This window comes from Pararhodobacter sp. (genome assembly GCF_034676075.1).
Lineage (GTDB): Bacteria > Pseudomonadota > Alphaproteobacteria > Rhodobacterales > Rhodobacteraceae > Pararhodobacter.
Genome location: NZ_JAUCCQ010000083.1, coordinates 1 through 16,379 on the forward strand (window position 1 = coordinate 1; position 16,379 = coordinate 16,379).

General features: G+C 67.4%; 19 protein-coding genes. 8 read left to right on the plus strand and 11 right to left on the minus strand.

Annotation, left to right across the window (positions count from 1 at the left end; all coding sequences use genetic code 11):
- Positions 1-129: 129 nt before the first annotated feature.
- Both VDQ18_RS17080 and mgtE read right to left on the minus strand, forming a co-directional pair.
- The gene (locus VDQ18_RS17080; protein ID WP_323022127.1) at positions 130-684 is read right to left on the minus strand and encodes a 5-formyltetrahydrofolate cyclo-ligase; all 555 of its coding nucleotides are present in this window, start codon (positions 682-684) and stop codon (positions 130-132) included.
- Positions 681-2,120: a magnesium transporter gene (mgtE, locus tag VDQ18_RS17085; RefSeq protein ID WP_323022128.1), complete on the minus strand. Its 1,440-nt coding sequence runs from the start codon at positions 2,118-2,120 to the stop codon at positions 681-683. The genes VDQ18_RS17080 and mgtE overlap by 4 nt, the downstream gene beginning before the upstream one ends.
- 114 nt (positions 2,121-2,234) lie before the next feature.
- Here mgtE and guaD point away from each other — a divergent pair, with 114 nt between their 5' ends.
- Positions 2,235-3,524, plus strand: coding sequence for a guanine deaminase (gene guaD, locus VDQ18_RS17090; protein WP_323022129.1), 1,290 nt, complete (start codon positions 2,235-2,237; stop codon positions 3,522-3,524).
- Positions 3,525-3,573: 49 nt separating this feature from the next.
- Here guaD and VDQ18_RS17095 read toward each other — a convergent pair whose 3' ends face one another.
- Positions 3,574-4,356: a Bax inhibitor-1/YccA family protein gene (locus VDQ18_RS17095; protein WP_323022130.1), complete on the minus strand. Its 783-nt coding sequence runs from the start codon at positions 4,354-4,356 to the stop codon at positions 3,574-3,576.
- Between the two features lie 123 nt (positions 4,357-4,479).
- A complete protein-coding gene (locus VDQ18_RS17100) occupies positions 4,480-4,704 on the minus strand; it encodes a DUF1127 domain-containing protein (protein ID WP_323022131.1) in 225 nt (74 codons plus the stop codon).
- Between the two features lie 122 nt (positions 4,705-4,826).
- Between VDQ18_RS17100 and VDQ18_RS17105 the strand changes: the two genes are divergently transcribed.
- Entirely contained in the window at positions 4,827-5,711 is an 885-nt protein-coding gene (locus tag VDQ18_RS17105; protein WP_323022132.1) for a LysR family transcriptional regulator, read from the plus strand.
- 3 nt (positions 5,712-5,714) lie between these two features.
- Here VDQ18_RS17105 and VDQ18_RS17110 read toward each other — a convergent pair whose 3' ends face one another.
- A complete protein-coding gene (locus tag VDQ18_RS17110) occupies positions 5,715-6,680 on the minus strand; it encodes an NADPH:quinone oxidoreductase family protein (RefSeq protein ID WP_323022133.1) in 966 nt (321 codons plus the stop codon).
- 489 nt (positions 6,681-7,169) lie between these two features.
- Between VDQ18_RS17110 and VDQ18_RS17115 the strand changes: the two genes are divergently transcribed.
- Together VDQ18_RS17115 and VDQ18_RS17120 are read left to right on the plus strand one after the other, a co-directional pair.
- Positions 7,170-7,532, plus strand: coding sequence for a helix-turn-helix transcriptional regulator (locus tag VDQ18_RS17115; protein ID WP_323022134.1), 363 nt, complete (start codon positions 7,170-7,172; stop codon positions 7,530-7,532).
- Positions 7,533-7,625: 93 nt separating this feature from the next.
- The gene (locus VDQ18_RS17120; RefSeq protein ID WP_323022135.1) at positions 7,626-8,444 is read left to right on the plus strand and encodes an inositol monophosphatase family protein; all 819 of its coding nucleotides are present in this window, start codon (positions 7,626-7,628) and stop codon (positions 8,442-8,444) included.
- A gap of 90 nt (positions 8,445-8,534) precedes the next feature.
- On the opposite strand, the gene rplT is transcribed toward VDQ18_RS17120, so the two are convergent.
- Both rplT and rpmI read right to left on the minus strand, forming a co-directional pair.
- Complete coding sequence (rplT, locus tag VDQ18_RS17125) at positions 8,535-8,900, minus strand: 50S ribosomal protein L20 (protein ID WP_323022136.1); 366 nt, start codon at positions 8,898-8,900, stop codon at positions 8,535-8,537.
- Between the two features lie 17 nt (positions 8,901-8,917).
- Positions 8,918-9,118, minus strand: coding sequence for a 50S ribosomal protein L35 (gene rpmI, locus VDQ18_RS17130; RefSeq protein WP_107751654.1), 201 nt, complete (start codon positions 9,116-9,118; stop codon positions 8,918-8,920).
- 207 nt (positions 9,119-9,325) lie between these two features.
- Between rpmI and VDQ18_RS17135 the strand changes: the two genes are divergently transcribed.
- Complete coding sequence (locus tag VDQ18_RS17135) at positions 9,326-9,787, plus strand: hotdog fold thioesterase (RefSeq protein ID WP_323022137.1); 462 nt, start codon at positions 9,326-9,328, stop codon at positions 9,785-9,787.
- Here the strand turns inward: VDQ18_RS17135 and VDQ18_RS17140 are convergent.
- Together VDQ18_RS17140 and pyk are read right to left on the minus strand one after the other, a co-directional pair.
- Positions 9,784-10,014, minus strand: coding sequence for a hypothetical protein (locus tag VDQ18_RS17140; protein WP_323022138.1), 231 nt, complete (start codon positions 10,012-10,014; stop codon positions 9,784-9,786). The genes VDQ18_RS17135 and VDQ18_RS17140 overlap by 4 nt on opposite strands.
- Before the next feature lie 32 nt (positions 10,015-10,046).
- Positions 10,047-11,489, minus strand: coding sequence for a pyruvate kinase (gene pyk, locus VDQ18_RS17145; protein ID WP_323022139.1), 1,443 nt, complete (start codon positions 11,487-11,489; stop codon positions 10,047-10,049).
- Between the two features lie 233 nt (positions 11,490-11,722).
- Here pyk and VDQ18_RS17150 point away from each other — a divergent pair, with 233 nt between their 5' ends.
- The 3 genes from VDQ18_RS17150 (at position 11,723) to VDQ18_RS17160 (ending at position 14,989) form a co-directional block, all read left to right on the plus strand.
- Positions 11,723-12,037: a DUF1244 domain-containing protein gene (locus tag VDQ18_RS17150; protein WP_323022140.1), complete on the plus strand. Its 315-nt coding sequence runs from the start codon at positions 11,723-11,725 to the stop codon at positions 12,035-12,037.
- Between the two features lie 223 nt (positions 12,038-12,260).
- Positions 12,261-13,412 carry a calcium-binding protein gene (locus VDQ18_RS17155; RefSeq protein ID WP_323022141.1) on the plus strand — a complete coding sequence of 384 codons (1,152 nt, stop codon included), beginning with the start codon at positions 12,261-12,263 and terminating at the stop codon, positions 13,410-13,412.
- A gap of 152 nt (positions 13,413-13,564) precedes the next feature.
- Entirely contained in the window at positions 13,565-14,989 is a 1,425-nt protein-coding gene (locus VDQ18_RS17160; protein WP_323022142.1) for a hypothetical protein, read from the plus strand.
- Between the two features lie 67 nt (positions 14,990-15,056).
- On the opposite strand, the gene VDQ18_RS17165 is transcribed toward VDQ18_RS17160, so the two are convergent.
- Complete coding sequence (locus tag VDQ18_RS17165; RefSeq protein WP_323022143.1) at positions 15,057-15,920, minus strand: D-amino-acid transaminase; 864 nt, start codon at positions 15,918-15,920, stop codon at positions 15,057-15,059.
- A 51-nt stretch (positions 15,921-15,971) separates the two neighbouring features.
- Positions 15,972-16,379, minus strand: a 408-nt coding sequence (locus tag VDQ18_RS17170) for a metallophosphoesterase family protein (protein ID WP_416235122.1), incomplete at its 5' end; no start/stop codon positions are given.

Sequence of the window (16,379 nt, forward strand, 5' to 3'; positions counted from 1 at the left end):
GGGGCGGGCTCCCGGCCGCGCCACGGGCGCGGCGTTCGCGGCTGAAACGCGCCAATGGCGCGTTTCCGAGACGCCGCTCACCCCCCCGCCTCCGGTCGCCCGAGGCACGAGGGCGAAACCCCTCCCCTGTCAGCCGAAGAGCCGCAGGCCGCTTTCGGTCACGATGCCGTCGAGCGGCTGATCGAAACAATCGGTCGGGACCTCGGCCTGTTCCTGCGCGTCGAAGGCGAAGCCCAGTGCGGTGACGGGGCCGGCGGCGCGCAGACGGGCCAGCGTCCGGTCGTAGAAGCCGCCGCCATAGCCCAGCCGGTAGCCGCGGGCATCGAAGGCCAGCATCGGCACGATCACCAGCCGCGGGATCATCGCCACGCCCTCGGCCGGGACCTTGGCGCCGAAGGGGCCGTCGACCAGCGGCGTTTCGGGTGTCCAGAGGTGGAAGTCGAGCGGCCGCCCTGCGCCCGAGATGACCGGCACGCCGACCGGGCCGGGATGGCCGGCCATGACCGGCACCGGGTCGATCTCGGTCCGGATCGGCAGGTAGCCCGAGAGCGGCGCCGCGCCATACTCAGCCAGCGCCGCCGCCAGATGCGCTTGCGCCGCCGCGTCGCGGCCGGTGCCGAACACCGCCTTGCGGGCGGTGAAGGCGGCGCGGCGGGCCTCGGCCTTGATCTGGTCGATGCTCACATCAGCACCAGCGTGGCGAGGCCGAGGAAGACGAAGAAGCCGACCACATCGGTGAGCGTGGTGACGAAGGTGCCCGAGGCCAGCGCCGGGTCGAGTTTCAGCCGGTTGAGTGCCAGCGGCACCAGCACCCCGGCCAGCGCCGCGAGCGACAGGTTGATGATCAGCGCGGCGCCGATCACCACCCCCAGCCAGATGTCGCGTCCGTACAACGTCCAGGCCACCGCGCCCATCACCAGGGCAAAGCCCACCCCGTTGATCAGGCCGACGACCAGTTCGCGTCGGACGACCCGCGCGGCGTTCGATTCCGTCAGGTCCTTGGTCGCCAGCGCCCGCACCGCCACGGTCAGCGATTGCGTGCCCGCATTGCCGCCCATCGAGGCGACGATCGGCATCAAGGCCGCCAGCGCCACCAGAACGGCGATCGTGCCCTCGAAGAGACCGATCACGGCCGCCGCGATATTGGCCGTCACGAGGTTCACGGCCAGCCAGGGGAAGCGCTGGCGCACCGTCTCCCAGACCCCGTCCGAGAGGCTCGATTCATCGCCGACGCCCGCCATGCGCAGCATGTCTTCCTCGTGCTCGTCATCGAGGACGACCATGGCGTCGTCGATGGTGATCACCCCGACCAGCCGCCCCGCCCCATCCACGACCGGAGTCGAGATGAGATGGTACTTATTGAACATCCGGGCGACCTCGGCCTCCTCTTCGGTGGCCTCCACTGTCATGAAACTGTCCTCGATAATGTCAGACAGCGCGGTATCGCGTTTCGAGGCCAGCACCCGTCCCAGCGTCGCATAGCCGGTCGGGCGGTGGCGTTCATCGACCAGGATCACATGGTAGAACTGGTCCGGCAGCCAATCGGCCGAGCGCAGATGGTCGATGGTCTGCCCCACCGTCCAGTCCTGCGGCACGCTGACCGTCTCGGATTGCATAAGGCGGCCAGCGGAATATTCGGGCCAGGCGAGCGAGCTTTCGACCGCCGCCCGGTCGTCCTTTTCCAGCGAGTCGAGGATGAAGGCCTGATCGTGGTCCTCCAGATCCTCAAGAATGTCGACCACGTCGTCGGTGTCGAGTTCCCGCACCGCCTCGGCCAGGGCCTCGCGCGGCATGGCCTCGATGACCTCTTCGCGCACCGCCTCGTCGAGTTCGGACAGCACGTCGCCATCGACGCCCTCGGGGTAGAGCGTCAGCAGCGCCTTGCGCTCCTGGCTGGAGATCTGTTCCAGCAAGTCCGAGATATCGGCCGGGTGCAGCGTGTCGAGCGCCGCGGCGACGGCCTGGGCGTCGCCCGCGTCGACGGCGTCCAGGACCGTGCCGATCCGCTCGGCATCAAGCTCCTCGACCTCGCGGTCCTCCTCGGGCGGCTCGGGCCGGGGCGTCGGTTCGGGTATCGGATTCTCCGGGTTCCCGGTCTTGTGGTGTTCCGGTTCCGTCATCGCCGCCTCCCGTTCCCGTTTCGGCCTGCGCCCGGGTCGAATCGTCCCGTGCCCGTGGTTGTTAAGCGCAAACGGCCGCGCGATAAAGGGTCAGCCGCCCCCTTGGAGGTTCCCATGCGCGACCTGCTTATCGGCCAGGTACTGAGTTTCGATGACGACCCGTTCCTTGAAGGCCCTTCGGCAGCCCGGATCGAGGCCGAGGGCGCCGTCTTGATCGAAGACGGGCGGATCCTGGCCGTCGGTCCCGCCGCCAGCCTGCGCGCCGCGCATCCCGAGGCGCGGCGTCACGATTACGGCAAGGCGCTGATTTCGCCGGGTTTCGTCGATGCCCATGCGCATTACCCGCAGACCGGGATCATCGCCGGCTGGGGCAAGCGGCTGATCGACTGGCTGAACACCTATACCTTCCCCGAGGAATCGCGCTTCGGCGACCCTGAGCATGCGCGGCGGGCGGCGGAGACCTGCCTCGACCTGATGCTGGCCCATGGTACGACCAGCGTCTGCAGCTTCTGCACCATCCATCCCGAGAGCGTTGACGCCTTCTTTACCGCGGCGCAGGCGCGGGGGATGCGGGTGATGGCGGGCAAGACCTGCATGGACCGCAACGCACCCGACAGCCTGCGGGATAGCGCGCAGTCGGCCTATGACCAGTCGAAGGCGCTGCTGGAACGCTGGCATGGGGTGGACCGGCTGGGCTATGTCATCACGCCGCGTTTCGCGCCGACCTCGACGCCCGACCAGCTGGCGGCTCTGGGGGCGCTCTGGGCCGAGCATCCGGAGGTGGCGATGCAGACCCATCTGTCGGAACAGAAAGAGGAAATCCGCTGGGTGGCGGAGCTGTTCCCCGAGGCGCGCGATTACCTCGATGTCTATGAGCGGTTCGGGCTGCTGGGCGCCCGGGGGCTCTATGGGCACGCGATCCACCTTGAGCCACGCGAGCGGGACCGGCTGCGCGACGTGGGCGCGGCGCTGGTGCATTGCCCGACCTCGAACGCCTTCATCGGCTCGGGACTGTTCGACATGGTGGGGCTGAAGGCCGAGGGGCAGCGGATCGGGCTCGCCACCGATATCGGCGGGGGCTCCAGCTTCTCGATGCTGCGGACCATGGCGGCGGCCTATGAGATCGCCCAGCTGCGGGGTGAGGCGCTGCATCCGGCGCAGCTCTGGTGGTTGGCGACCGCAGGCTCGGCCGGGGCGCTGGGGCTGGGCGACCGCATCGGGCGGATCGCGCCGGGCTATGAGGCAGATCTGACGGTGGTCGATCTGGCCTCGACCCAAGCCATCGCCCAGCGCGCGGCGCGGGCGGGCGACCTGTGGGAGGCGCTGTTCCCGACCATCATGATGGGCGACGACCGGGCGATCCTTGCCACCTGGGTGAACGGCAAGCCGATCCACCGCGCATGAAAAAGGGCCGGTCCCGCAGGACCGGCCCCCTTCTTTTCCGTCCGTCCGCTTATTCCCGGTTGCCCAGGAACATCAGCAGGAACTGGAACATGTTCAGGAAGTCGAGGTAGAGGTTCAGTGCGCCCGCGATGGCCGATTTTTCCAGCCATTCGGTGTCGCCCTGCGCCGCATGCGCGATGTAATTCGCCTTGATCGTCTGGGTGTCGAAGGCGGTGAGGCCCGCGAAGATCAGCACACCGATCACCGAGATCGCGAAGGCCAGCGCCGACGAGCCGATGAAGATGTTGACGACCATCGCGACCAGAAGGCCGATCACGCCCATCACCAGGAAGGTGCCGATGCCCGACAGGTCACGCTTCGTGGTATAGCCGTAGAGGCTGAGACCGGCGAAGGCGATCGCGGTAATCAGGAAGGTCTGGGTGATCGAGAAACTGGTGTAGACGAGGAAGATCGAGCTCAGCGACACGCCGATCAGCGCCGCGAAGACGAAGAAACCGACCTGCATCGCCGCGGCCGAGGCATTGCGCATCAGCGCGCCGAAGCCGAAGAACAGGAAGGCGAGCGGGGCGAACATCACCACCCAGCGGAACGCCGATGCATAGATCAGATAGCCGAATTGCGACAGATACGTCCCGTTCGGCAGCATCGCGGCGGCCGTGTTCGGGTCGGTCGTGGTGGCAAGGCCGGAAATCGCCCAGGCGCCCGCCGCCGTGATCAGCATGCCCACGGACATCGTGCCGTAGACCTTGTTCATATGCGTGCGCAGGCCGGCGTCGATCCGTGCGCCAAGCGCGCCAGCGTCAGACGTGCGCACCGACTGGTAGTTGGCCATGTAACCCTCCGTTGGAACCATCTTGTCACGAAGGCCCGGTTCCCCGGGCCCCCGCGAATGGTTCCAATATCGGGATTATGAACCCCTATTTCAAGACTCGCCTTAAGCGGTTTTGTCGGGAATTCAACGCCAGTAGCTGGGCGCGTCCCACAGGGGCCGCCTGGCCTCGCGTTGGGCCTGTTCGCGGGTGATGCCGATATCGGCCAGCATCTGGTCATCGAGCGCCGCCAGGTCGATGCGCTCGCGGCGCAGCGCAAAGGCGGTGGCCAGAGCCTTCAGCACCCGGGCCAGGACCGGGCGCCGGGGGGCGGCAACGGAAACGGGTGCGGTGCAGGTCGAGCTGGCCATCGGATCATCCTTTCAGAGCGGCTATGAGTCCCGTGCTTTGCATCACGGGTATTGATCGGATACCGAGAATACTGGTATGATGGAAACGAATGTTTCTGATGGCCACGATCACGGATGATGATATGCGACGCAATCTCGACCTCTCCGCCCTGCGTGCCCTGGCTGCCATCGCCGATTTCGGCGGGGTGACGCGGGCGGCGCAGCTGCTGAACCTGACGCAATCGGCGGTCTCCATGCAGATCAAGCGGCTGGAGGAATCGCTGGGGCTGACGCTGCTGGACCGGAGCGGGCGCGGGGTGTCGCTGACATCGGCCGGCGAGCAACTGCTCAGCTATGCGCGCCGGATCATCGCCCTGAACGACGAGGCGGTCGAGCGGCTGACCGACAGCGAATACGAGGGCGTGATCACCGTCGTCGTGCCCCATGACATCGTCTATCCGCACGTGCCGCAGGTGCTGCGGCATTTCCACTCCATGTATCCGCGCATGCAGGTGCAGCTGCTGACCCAGAACACGCTGCGCGCCAAGGAGGCCTTCGCGCGGGGTGAATGCGACCTGATCCTGACGACCGAGGCGCATTGCGACGCGGGCGGCGAGACGCTGACCCGGCTGCCGCTCCTGTGGATCGGGGCACCGGGCGGCAATGCCTGGCGCCAGCGGCCGCTCAGGCTGGCGCAGGGACGGGTCTGCGCCTTCCGCGCCGGGATCGTCGCGGCGCTGGACCGGGCGGATATCCCCTGGGAGACGGCGGTGGAATCGGAAAGCGACCGCACGCTGGAAGCCGCGGTCAGCTGCGACATGGCGATCCATGCGCTCCTGGCCGGGACCGAGCCGCCGCATGTCGAGCGCATCGCCCATGGCGGCGCCCTGCCCGACCTCAACAGCTATCTCATCAACCTGTACATGCGCCCGGGCAACGCCACGCCCGGGGTCGCGGCGCTGGCCGATCTCTTGCGCAAGGCCTGGGACAGCGACGGCCGGATCCCGCAGGGGATGGCCGCCGAATAAGGCTCAGTCGCCGATGGTGATGACCACCTTGCCGGTCGAGGCGCGGCTGCGCATCAGCTCCATCGCCTCTTCCACCCGGTCGAGCGGCAGGGCGTGGCTGACATGCGGATGCAGATCGCCCCGGGCGTACATATCCATCAGATCGGCAAGCGAGCGGGTGATGACCTGCGGCGCGAAGCTGTTGTAGCCGCCCCAGTAGAGGCCGATCACGTCGATATTCTTGACCAACAGGATGTTGGCGGGGAATTGCGGCACGCCGCCGCCGGCGAAGCCGATGACGACGAAGCGCCCCTCGGGTTTCAGCGCGCGCAGGGCGGCCGAGGCCGCGGGCTCGCCCACCGCGTCATAGACCACATCGACCCCGCCCAGCGCCTTGAACGCGGCCTTGAGGTCGGCGCCCTCGCTGTCGATCAGGACCGAGGCCCCGGCGGCCTCGGCCACTTTCAGCTTCTCGGGACCGCGGGCAACGGCAACAACCTTGGCGCCCAGCCGCGCGCCGATCTCGACCGCGGTCAGGCCCACGCCCCCCGCCGCGCCCAGCACCAGCAGCGTCTCGCCCGCTTTCAGCCGCGCGCGATGGGTCAGCGCCAGATGCGAGGTGCCATAGGCCACCATGAACCCGGCCGCCTGGTCGAAGGGCATGGCCTCGGGCACCGGCAGGCAGCGCTCGACCGGGAAGCAGCCGTATTCCGCCAGCCCGCCCTGCCCGGCGAAGACCGCGACCTTCTGGCCGGGCGCAAAGCCGGTGACGCCGGCGCCCAGCGCATCGACGGTGCCGGAAAGCTCCATGCCCATGACGAAGGGCATCGGCGGGATCTCCTGATAGGTGCCCTTGGCCATCAGCAGATCGGCGAAATTCAGGCCGCAGGCGCGGATCTTCACCCGCAGCTCGCCCGGCCCGGGTTCGGGCATCGGCAGATCGGTGAGGGCGGGCGGGGTCTCGGTCGAGGCGAGGACGAAGGCGCGCATCGGCTGGCTCCGGCTAGAGGAATCGGGACAGCCACGATGGGCCGCCCCCCGCGCAAGGACAAGGCCGCGGCGGGCCAGGGCCGAAGTGACATAGCGTCCCGCGCATGAAACTCCCGCGAAAACACGTTTGCATTTTGCGAATACACGTAAAGGTTGTTTGCGCATTGCATTGCATTTTGCAAAACACGTCTTGATGGAATGAGCGAGGGATGCTTACATCCTTCCGGGTGTACGGCCGCGACTCGGCTCCTGCCGCTACGTCAACCGTGACGTTAGCGTAAACGACAGGGACATCTGTTGCGCGATCAGCAACGCGCGGCCCTTCCCGACGCTCCTGAGTCCCGTTTTCGGGACACCCCTATGTGTGAGGCGAAAAAAATGACTCGTGGTGCAGAAGTTGGCACGGAAATTGCTTCTCTTGGTTTCGAAGGGCTTGGTCCCCGATGGCCTGATCGGTCCCGGGGATTGATTGACAAGAGGAGTCAGGAAGTGAAGCACCCGGTGGACGTCCATGTTGGCAAGCGTATCCGTCATCGTCGCTGGATGGTGGGCATGACCCAGCAGCAGCTGGCCGATTCGGTCGGCATCAAATTCCAGCAGATCCAGAAATACGAAACCGGCATGAACCGCGTCAGCGCCTCGCGTCTGTGGGACATCGCCCGTACGCTGGGTGTGCAGATCGGCTTCTTCTTCGAAGGCCTCGCCGGTGAGAATTCGGGCGAAGCAGCGCCTGCGGCCGATATCCTGGCCAACAAGGAAGCGATGGAACTGGTCCGCGCCTATTACTCGATCCCCGAAGCGCAGCGCAAACGCCTGTTCGACCTGGCCCGCGTCCTCTCCGACGCCGCCTGACAACCCCGGGTCCCAGGAGGCGGGCACACTCTTGCCCGCCCGCGCCGGCACGCCTAGACAGGGCTCTCACGCCCGGTTGAGGAGACGCCGCCGATGACCCGATCCCCCCTCCGTTCCCGTTTCTCGCCGGCCGAGATCGCTGCGCTCTGGCAGGCCGCCGATGCTGTGGCCGATGCCGCGCGCCCGGCGACGCTGGCGCATTTCCGCACCGAGGGGCTTTCCGCCGACAACAAGGCCAGTGCCGGTTTCGACCCGGTGACCGCCGCCGACCGCGCCAGCGAAGCGGCGATGCGCGCCGTGCTGGCCCGGCTGCGCCCCGATGACGCCATCCTCGGCGAAGAGGAAGAGGCACGCCCCGGCACCTCGGGCCTGACCTGGGTGCTGGACCCGATCGACGGCACCCGCGGCTATCTGTCCGGCACCCCCACCTGGGGCGTGCTGATCGCGCTGGCCGATGAGGACGGCCCCTTCCTGGGCATCATCGACCAGCCCTATATCGGCGAGCGGTTCCGCGGCGGTCTGGGCGAGGCCCGCGTTGACGGCCCGCTCGGCCAGCAGGCGCTGCGCGCCCGCCCTGCCCGGCCGCTGTCGCAGGCGATCCTCTTCACCACCTTCCCCGAAGTCGGCACCGCCGAGGAAGGCGCCGCCTTCCGCCGTGTCGCAACCCGGGCGCGGCTGACCCGCTACGGCACCGATTGCTACGCCTACGCCCTGCTGGCGGCGGGGCAGATCGACCTGGTGATCGAGGCGGGGCTGCAACCCTATGACGTGATGGCCCCCATCGCGGTGATCGAGGCCGCGGGCGGCGTGGTCACCGACTGGCAGGGCAATCCCGCGCATCAGGGCGGGCGGATCCTGGCGGCTTCGTCCCCAGAACTCCACGCCGAGGCGATGGCGCTCCTGCAAGGCTGACACCGCCACCGGACCACGAAAAAACGGACCATGAAAAAACCCGCCGAGCGCAAGCCCGGCGGGTCATTTCTGTCAGCGAAAACGCTCCGCTCAGGCGGTGGCGCCCGCTTTGGCCTGCTCGACGATCAGCGCGAAGGCTTCGGGCTCGTGCACGGCGAGATCGGCCAGAACCTTGCGGTCCACTTCGATCCCGGCGACGGCCAGCAGGTTGATGAAGCGCGAATAGGTCAGGTCGGGATCGACCAGACGCACCGCGGCGTTGATCCGCTGGATCCACAGGGCGCGGAAGTTGCGCTTGCGGGTCTTGCGGTCACGGGTGGCGTATTGGTTCGCCTTGTCGACCGCCTGCGTGGCGGTGCGGAAGTTGCGCGAACGGGCGCTGTAATAGCCCGAGGCGGCCTTGATCACCTTGCGGTGACGGGCGTGGGTCACCTTGCCGGATTTGACGCGTGCCATGTGTGTCTCTCCTCAGCTCAGCGGGCGTAGGGCATGTAGGTCTTGACGATCTTCGTATCCGGCTCGCTCAGCACCATGGTGCCGCGGGCGTCGCGGATGAATTTCGTCGTACGCTTGATCATGCCGTGGCGCTTGCCGGCTTGGGCCGATTTGATCTTGCCGGTAGCAGTGACCTTGAACCGCTTTTTGGCGGCCGATTTGGTCTTCATCTTGGGCATTTCCGTCTCCTGTCTCTTCGAGAGGTCATAACGCGCGACTCGGCATGCCACACCGGCCGGCCGCGCGGGCTCAGAGGGCGTCCCAATACCCCGCCCCTCCCCGCTTTGCAAGGGCCCCCGAACCCCTCCCGGACGCAAGGTCACGCGCGCACGGGACTTGCCCGCCGGCGCGCGACGGCGCAGGTCCGGAGCAGCGAGGAGAGAGCGATGACCGACAGTATCTGGAAGACCCCCTTCACCATCGAGATGGCCAATGCCTATGGCCAGGGAACCGCGAACGCCCGGCTGGGGATCGAGATCCTGGAAAAGGGCGACGATTACCTGACCGGCCGGATGCCGGTCGACGAACGCACCAAACAGCCCGGCGGGATCCTCCACGGCGGCGCCTCGGTCCTGCTGGCCGAGACGCTGGCCAGCCTGGCCGGTGCCTTTTGCGTCGATGTGACCCGCGAAAGCGTCGTCGGACAGGAGATCAACGCCAACCATCTGCGCCCGGCGACCGGCGGTTGGGTCACCGGCACCACGCGGCCGGTGCATATCGGGCGGCGCAGCCAGGTCTGGGAGACGCGGATCGTCGATGAGAACGGCAAGCTCGTGTGCATCTCGCGCATGACGCTGGCGGTGACCGACCAGCCCGCGCGCGCGGCATCCACGGCCCCCCTGCCTTAACGCTGCCAGTAGCGCCCCACCGTCTCGACCGCGAGGTCGGGGATCAGGCGCCAGTCATAGGGCCCGGCGGGGTTGGTGTACGAGGCCCAGGCCGCCACCCCCAGCCCCACCGCCACCAGGATCAGCGCCGCCCAGGGCCGCCGCCGGTCGGCCCAGGCCGAGACCAGCGCGACGAAGGCGAGCGGCAGGAACACCAGCCCGACAAGGAACAGTAGGTCGCGGTCCATGGGCTCTCCGAAGTGTCACGGGGCCGAGGAGGTCATTCCTCGGCGCGGAAGATCAGACGCTCGTCGCAGGGCGCCACGCGCAGGATATTGGTGGTGCCGGGCTGGTTGAAGGGCACACCGGCGGTCACCACGATCTGGTCGGTCTGTTCGGCGAAACCCAGCTCACGCGCGGCCCGCGCGGCGCTGACCACGGCCGATTTGAAGCGGTCCACGCTGCCGGTCGCCACGCAGGTCACGCCCCAGACCAAGCACAGCCGCCGCAGCGTCGCCACCTTGGGGCTGAGCGCCAGGATCGGCACCTGCGGCCGCTCCCGCGCCACTTTCAGCGCGGTGGTGCCGGATTCGGTGAAACAGCAGATCGCCTTGATATCGGTCGATTCCGCGATCTCGCGCGCGGCCGAGACGATGGCATCGGCGACCGAGGTCCGCTCATAGGTGCGGAAGGCGGCGATGACCTGACGATAGGTCGTGTCCTTCTCGACCGAGAGCGCCACGTTGTGCATGGTGCGCACCGCCTCGACCGGGTAGTTCCCCGCCGCCGATTCCGCCGAGAGCATGACCGCATCGGCGCCCTCGTAGATGGCGGTGGCCACGTCCGAAACCTCGGCCCGGGTGGGCATCGGGCTTTCGATCATCGATTCCAGCATCTGCGTCGCCACGATCACCGGCTTCGCCAGCGCCCGCGCCCGGCGCACCAGACGCTTCTGGATCGGTGGCACGGCATGGACCGGCAGCTCGACCCCCAGGTCGCCCCGCGCCACCATGATCCCGTCCGAGACCGCGGCGATGGCGTCGAAGGCATTGACCGCGGCCGGTTTTTCAATCTTGGCCAGCACTGCGGCCCGGCCCCGGGCCAGCTCGCGCGCTTCCTCGACATCCTCGGGGCGCTGCACGAAGCTCAGCGCCAGCCAGTCCACGCCCAGATCGCAGACGAATTCCAGATCGGCCTTGTCCTTGGGGCTGAGCGCGCGCAAGGGCAGCACCACATCGGGCACGTTCACCCCCTTGCGGTTCGAGATGACGCCCCCGACCGCGACGGTGCAATTGGCGTAATCGGCGCCGCAATCATCGACCACCAACTTGATCTTGCCATCGTTCACCAAGAGCCGCGCGCCGGGCTCGAGCGCGGCAAAGATCTCGGGATGGGGCAGCAGGACGCGGGTATGATCGCCCTCGGCCTCGTCGAGGTCGAAGCGGAATTTCTGCCCCTCCTCCAGCTCGACCGAGGCGACGCCGAAGGTGCCCACCCGCAGCTTCGGTCCCTGCAGGTCGGCCAGCAGGGCGATGGGCCGCCCCGCCTCGCGCTCGACCTGGCGGACGATGGCGTGGCGGGAGGCGATTTCCTCGTGCGAGCCGTGGCTCATGTTCAGCCGGAAGACATCGGCCCCGGCTTCGAAGAGCGCGCGGATCGTGGCCAGATCGGACGAGGCCGGGCCCAGCGTGGCGACGATCTTGACGTTGCGGTTGCGGCGCATGGTGCCCTCTCTCTCGTGTCCTTGACCGGCCTTTCGCGGCCGCTTTCTTCCCGTATCGCGCAAACGCGCCCTTGCGGCAACAGGCCGGGCCGCCTTTTGCGGTATCGCTAACGCGAATAATTTACGCGGCTTGCGTTGACGATGGCATGACGCGCATTGTCCCTGCGGCTTGACCCGATGGCGGATGCAGGACAGTTCTGAGGCAAAGCGATCACCGTTTCAACGAGGAAGCCATGGACGAGGCCACCAGAACCCGCATCGAGGCCGCGACTTTTCGCCGCCTGCTCCAGCATCTGATGCACGACCGCCCCGATGCCCAGAACATCGACCTGATGAATCTGGCCGGTTTCTGCCGCAACTGCCTGAGCCGCTGGTACGGCGAGGCGGCGGCGGAGGAAGGCATCACGCTGGACAAGGAGCAATCGCGCGAGATCGTCTATGGCATGCCCTATGACGCATGGCGCGCCGAGCACCAGCGCGAGGCCTCGGCCGAACAGGTCAAGGCCTTCGACAAGAGCTTCGCCGAGAACGTCGGCAAGCGCGACTGAGTCCCCTTCGCCCCGGCCTTTGGACCCCGGCCGACCCGGTTTCCGGGTCGATGGCCGGGTGATGGCGGAATTGTTTCCAGACAAGCAACTATCCGTCGACAAAGGAGGAATTGGCCCCGGGGCCCTTCCGGCAAATGGCGGAATTCCCAAGATTACCTTGACTCTAGCGGACCCAAATGTCGTAAACAAAGCGTTAATGTACGCAAGTTAAAGAGGTGTGCCGATGGGCCTTCTGGCGCTGATCCTGGCGAGTTTCGTGGTCATGGGCCTGGGTAATCAGGATCCCTCGGACCCGGTGGTCGACAACGAAGACGACGTGCTCAACGGCACCGAAGGCGCGGATCAGCTGGAAGGCCACGCCGGCAATGACCTGCTGAACGGCCTTGACGGCAACGACACGCTGGCGGGCGGGCCCGGCAACGACACGCTCAACGGCGGCGGCGGCGCTGACGACCTTTATGGCGGCAACGGCAACGACACGCTGCATGGCAACGACGGCTGGGACCGCCTTTCCGGCGGGCGCGGCAATGACGAGCTTTTCGGCGAACAGGGCAACGACCGGCTCTGGGGCAACGATGGCCAGGACACGCTCTGGGGCGGGGCCGGCGACGACACGCTGCTGGGCGGCGCGGGCAACGACTACCTCAACGGCGGCCCCGGCCGCGACATGATGGACGGCGGCAACGGCAACGACACGCTGTTTGGCGGCGAGTGGAACGACACGCTCCTGGGCGGCGCGGGGAACGACCGGCTGTTCGGCGGCAACGGCCAGGATTCGCTTGACGGCGGCGACGGCAACGACCTGCTCGATGGCGGCAACGGCGACGACACGATCCTCAGCGGCATCGGCCTCGACACGATCCGCGCGGGCGAGGGCGACGACAGCGTCAACGCGGTCTTTGACGGCGACAAATGGGTCGACGGCGGCGCGGGCAACGACATGCTGGAGACCGGCGCGGGCAACGACACCGTCCTGGGCGGCGAGGGCGACGACATCCTCCGCAGCCTGGGCGGACGCGATTCCTTCGACGGCGGCGAGGGCAACGATTCCCTCTATGGCGATGCCAACGACACCTACACCGGCGGCGCGGGCGAGGACCTCTTTGTCATCGAACAGAAGGTCGGCGAGGGCATCACCTATGACGGCGTCGGCGAAGTGGTCGATTTCGAAGCGGGCGTCGACCAGCTGCACCTGACCATCCCCTACCTCGAAGGCACGACCCCGCCCGAGGTGACGCTGGAACCCGATGCCGAGAGCGGCGACCTGAACGTGCTGATCGACGGCACGCTGGTCACGGTGATCACCGGCGGCGCCACCATCGACGTGGACGCCGATGTCGCGGTCTATTTCAACCCGGTCACCACGCTGGATTGATCGCCGAACTTCAAAGCTGAACCGGCACCGGGTCCCGTTGTTTCGAAATCCGAAACGACGGGATCGTCCCTTTCCCCGACAAGTTGATTAAACTTGACCGAACCATCCCACGCACCGCAGGGTTGTATCTTGTTGTTGCGTAGGGGGTAAAAATGCTTGTCGGCCTGATGATCCTTGGCGTGCTGGTCACGCTGTCGATGAACGGAGGCGGCGTCGGCCTCACCGCCCCCGGCGAAACCGAAACTCCGACCGAAGGCGACGACAGCCTGACCGGTGGCGACGGCGACGACCTGATCGACGGGCTGGCTGGCAACGACACGATCCTGGGCGGCGCGGGTGACGACACGCTGCTGGGCGGTGCGGGTAACGACGACCTCGACGGACAGGGCGGCATCAACACGCTGGACGGGGGGCTGGGCGACGACAGGCTGCGGCTGAATGTCGGGTTCGAGGAACGCCTGATCCTCGACGCGGACGGCAACCGCATCGGCAGCGAGCGCTCTCTCCTCGACGGCGGCACCGGCGACGAAACCGAGGGCGATCTGCTTGACGCCTCGACCATGACCGAGGCGCTGCACCTTTTCGACAGTGCCGAGCGCGGCTTCATTGCCACCAGCCCCAGATTCGAGCGCGGCGCCGACATCGCCGGGTTTGAACGCTATGCCTTGGGTTCGGGCCATGACGTGGCCGAGATCGACCGCCAGGATACCGCGATCGTCCTCGACACGGGCGCCGGGAACGATGCGGTTTACCTCTATGGCGCGGCGCAGGGGCACCGCGTGTCGACGGGGGACGGCGACGATTCCGTCTCGATCGAAAGCCTCGCCACTCCCTGGGCCGACGGGCTGAGCCTCGATCTGGGACAGGGCGGCGAGGAGGACGGCGATACCCTCTCCATCTCCAGCGATCTGGCGCAGAATGTGGTGATCACCACCGGCGGTGGCGGCACAGCGACCGATGCCCAGGGCGGGGTGCTGAGCTTCGCCGGGGTGGAGCGGTTCGAGATCCTCACCCCCGAGGCCCAGATCGACGCCAGTGGCGCGGCCGAGGATCTGGTGATCGCCGCCGGTTCCAACGGCTCCGTCGTTACCAGTGGCGCCGGGAACGACACGCTGGGCGGCGACTTCCTTTATGGCAATGCGGGCGACGATGTACTCTTCGGCAACAGCCTCGCCGATGGTGGCTCGGGGGATGATTACGTCGCGGCTGAGCTGGCCTTCGGCGGCGCGGGCGACGACACGCTCCAAGGCGCCGAGATGACCGGCGGCTCGGGCACCGACAGCTTCCTGTCGCGCGCCTTGGTCGGCAACGGCATCGATGCCAGCTTCCAGCCGGCGCGGATCATCGATTACGAGGCCGGAGAGACCGTCGCGCTGACCGTCGATTACAACAGCGTCGATTCCGGCGATCCCTCGATCACCCATCCCGAACCCACGGTCAGCATCGAACGAATCGAGGGCGAGACCACAGTCACAGTGCTGGTCGACGGTCAGGTCGCGCTGATCATCGAGGGCGACAGCATCCCCGACGACGCGCTGACCATCACCCTGCGGGGCAGCGATCCCTGGCAGGCGTGACCCCCGGAAACGGCAACGCCGCCCGGCCCCTCACGGGCGGGCGGCGTTGTCGCGGCGCAGGCTGCGATCAGATCGCGGCCTTGCGCATCTCATCCAGATAGATCTCGCGCATGCGGCTGGCGACCCGGCCCGGCTTGCCGTCGCCCAGCGTCGCGCCGTCGATCTCGACCACCGGCATGACGAAGGCCGAGGCCGAGGTGATGAACGCCTCGTCCGCCTGCTGCGCCTCGGCGATGGTGAAGGGGCGCTCGACCACCTCCATCTGCGCCTCACGGGCGAATTTCAGCACCGCGGCGCGGGTGATGCCGTGCAGGATGTCGGTCGACAGCTGGCGGGTGATGATCTGGTTGCCCTTGACGATATAGGTGTTGTTCGAGGTCCCCTCGGTCACCAGCCCATCCTCGACCAGCCAGGCGTCGTCGGCGCCCGCCTTCTTGGCCATCATCTTGCCCATCGACGGATAGAGCAGCTGCGTGGTCTTGATGTCGCGCCGGCCCCAGCGGATGTCGGGGATCGAGATGACCTTCATCCCGACCTTCGCCGCCGGGCTGTCCGCCAGACCCGGCTTGTTCTGGGTGAAGAGCACCACGCCCGGCGGGCAGGTGGCGGGATCGGGCCAGGCGAAATCGCGGTCACCGGGCGCACCGCGGGTGACTTGCAGATAGACCAGCCCTTCCTCGATGCCGTTCACCTCGACCAGCTTGCGGTGAATGGACAGCCATTCGTCTTCGCTCAGCGGGTTCACCATCTCCAGCGCGTCGAGCGAGCGGGCGAGGCGCTTCAGGTGGCCGCTGAAATCGATCAGCTTGCCGCCGAGGACCGAGGTCACCTCATAGACCCCGTCGGCCATCAGGAAGGCGCGGTCGAAGATCGAGATCTTGGCCTGATCCTCGGGCAGGAATTCGCCGTTGACATAGACGGTGCGGGTCATGGGGGGCTCCTTGGGTTCGTGCAGGGTTCATCCGCGAGGCCGCGCCGCGCGTCAAGAGGCGATCCAGCCGGTGGCGAGCGCCCGGGCCCATTCCGGCCGACCGGCGGCCCGGGCCCGCGCCGCCATCCGGGCGCTGTCATAGGCCACGCGGCGGAAGGTGACGCTCTCGCCCTCGACCAGCGCATACGAGGCCTCGGGGAACCCGGCTTCGACCGCATGCGGCACCGGGGTGGCATCGGTATAGGCCGGGCAGCCGACCGAGCCCGGGTTCACCACCCGCCTCCCGTCTGGCAGCAGCAGCGCCCGCGGCAGATGCGAATGGGCACAGAGGATCAGCGGTGCTTCGATCCCGGCCAGCAGCCGGGCGATGGTGGCGGCATCGCGCTGCGCCACGCCGCCGTCCGCGGTGATCCGCTCGCAAAGATAGGTCTCGTCCGAGGCGGGCGTGCCGTGGCAGGC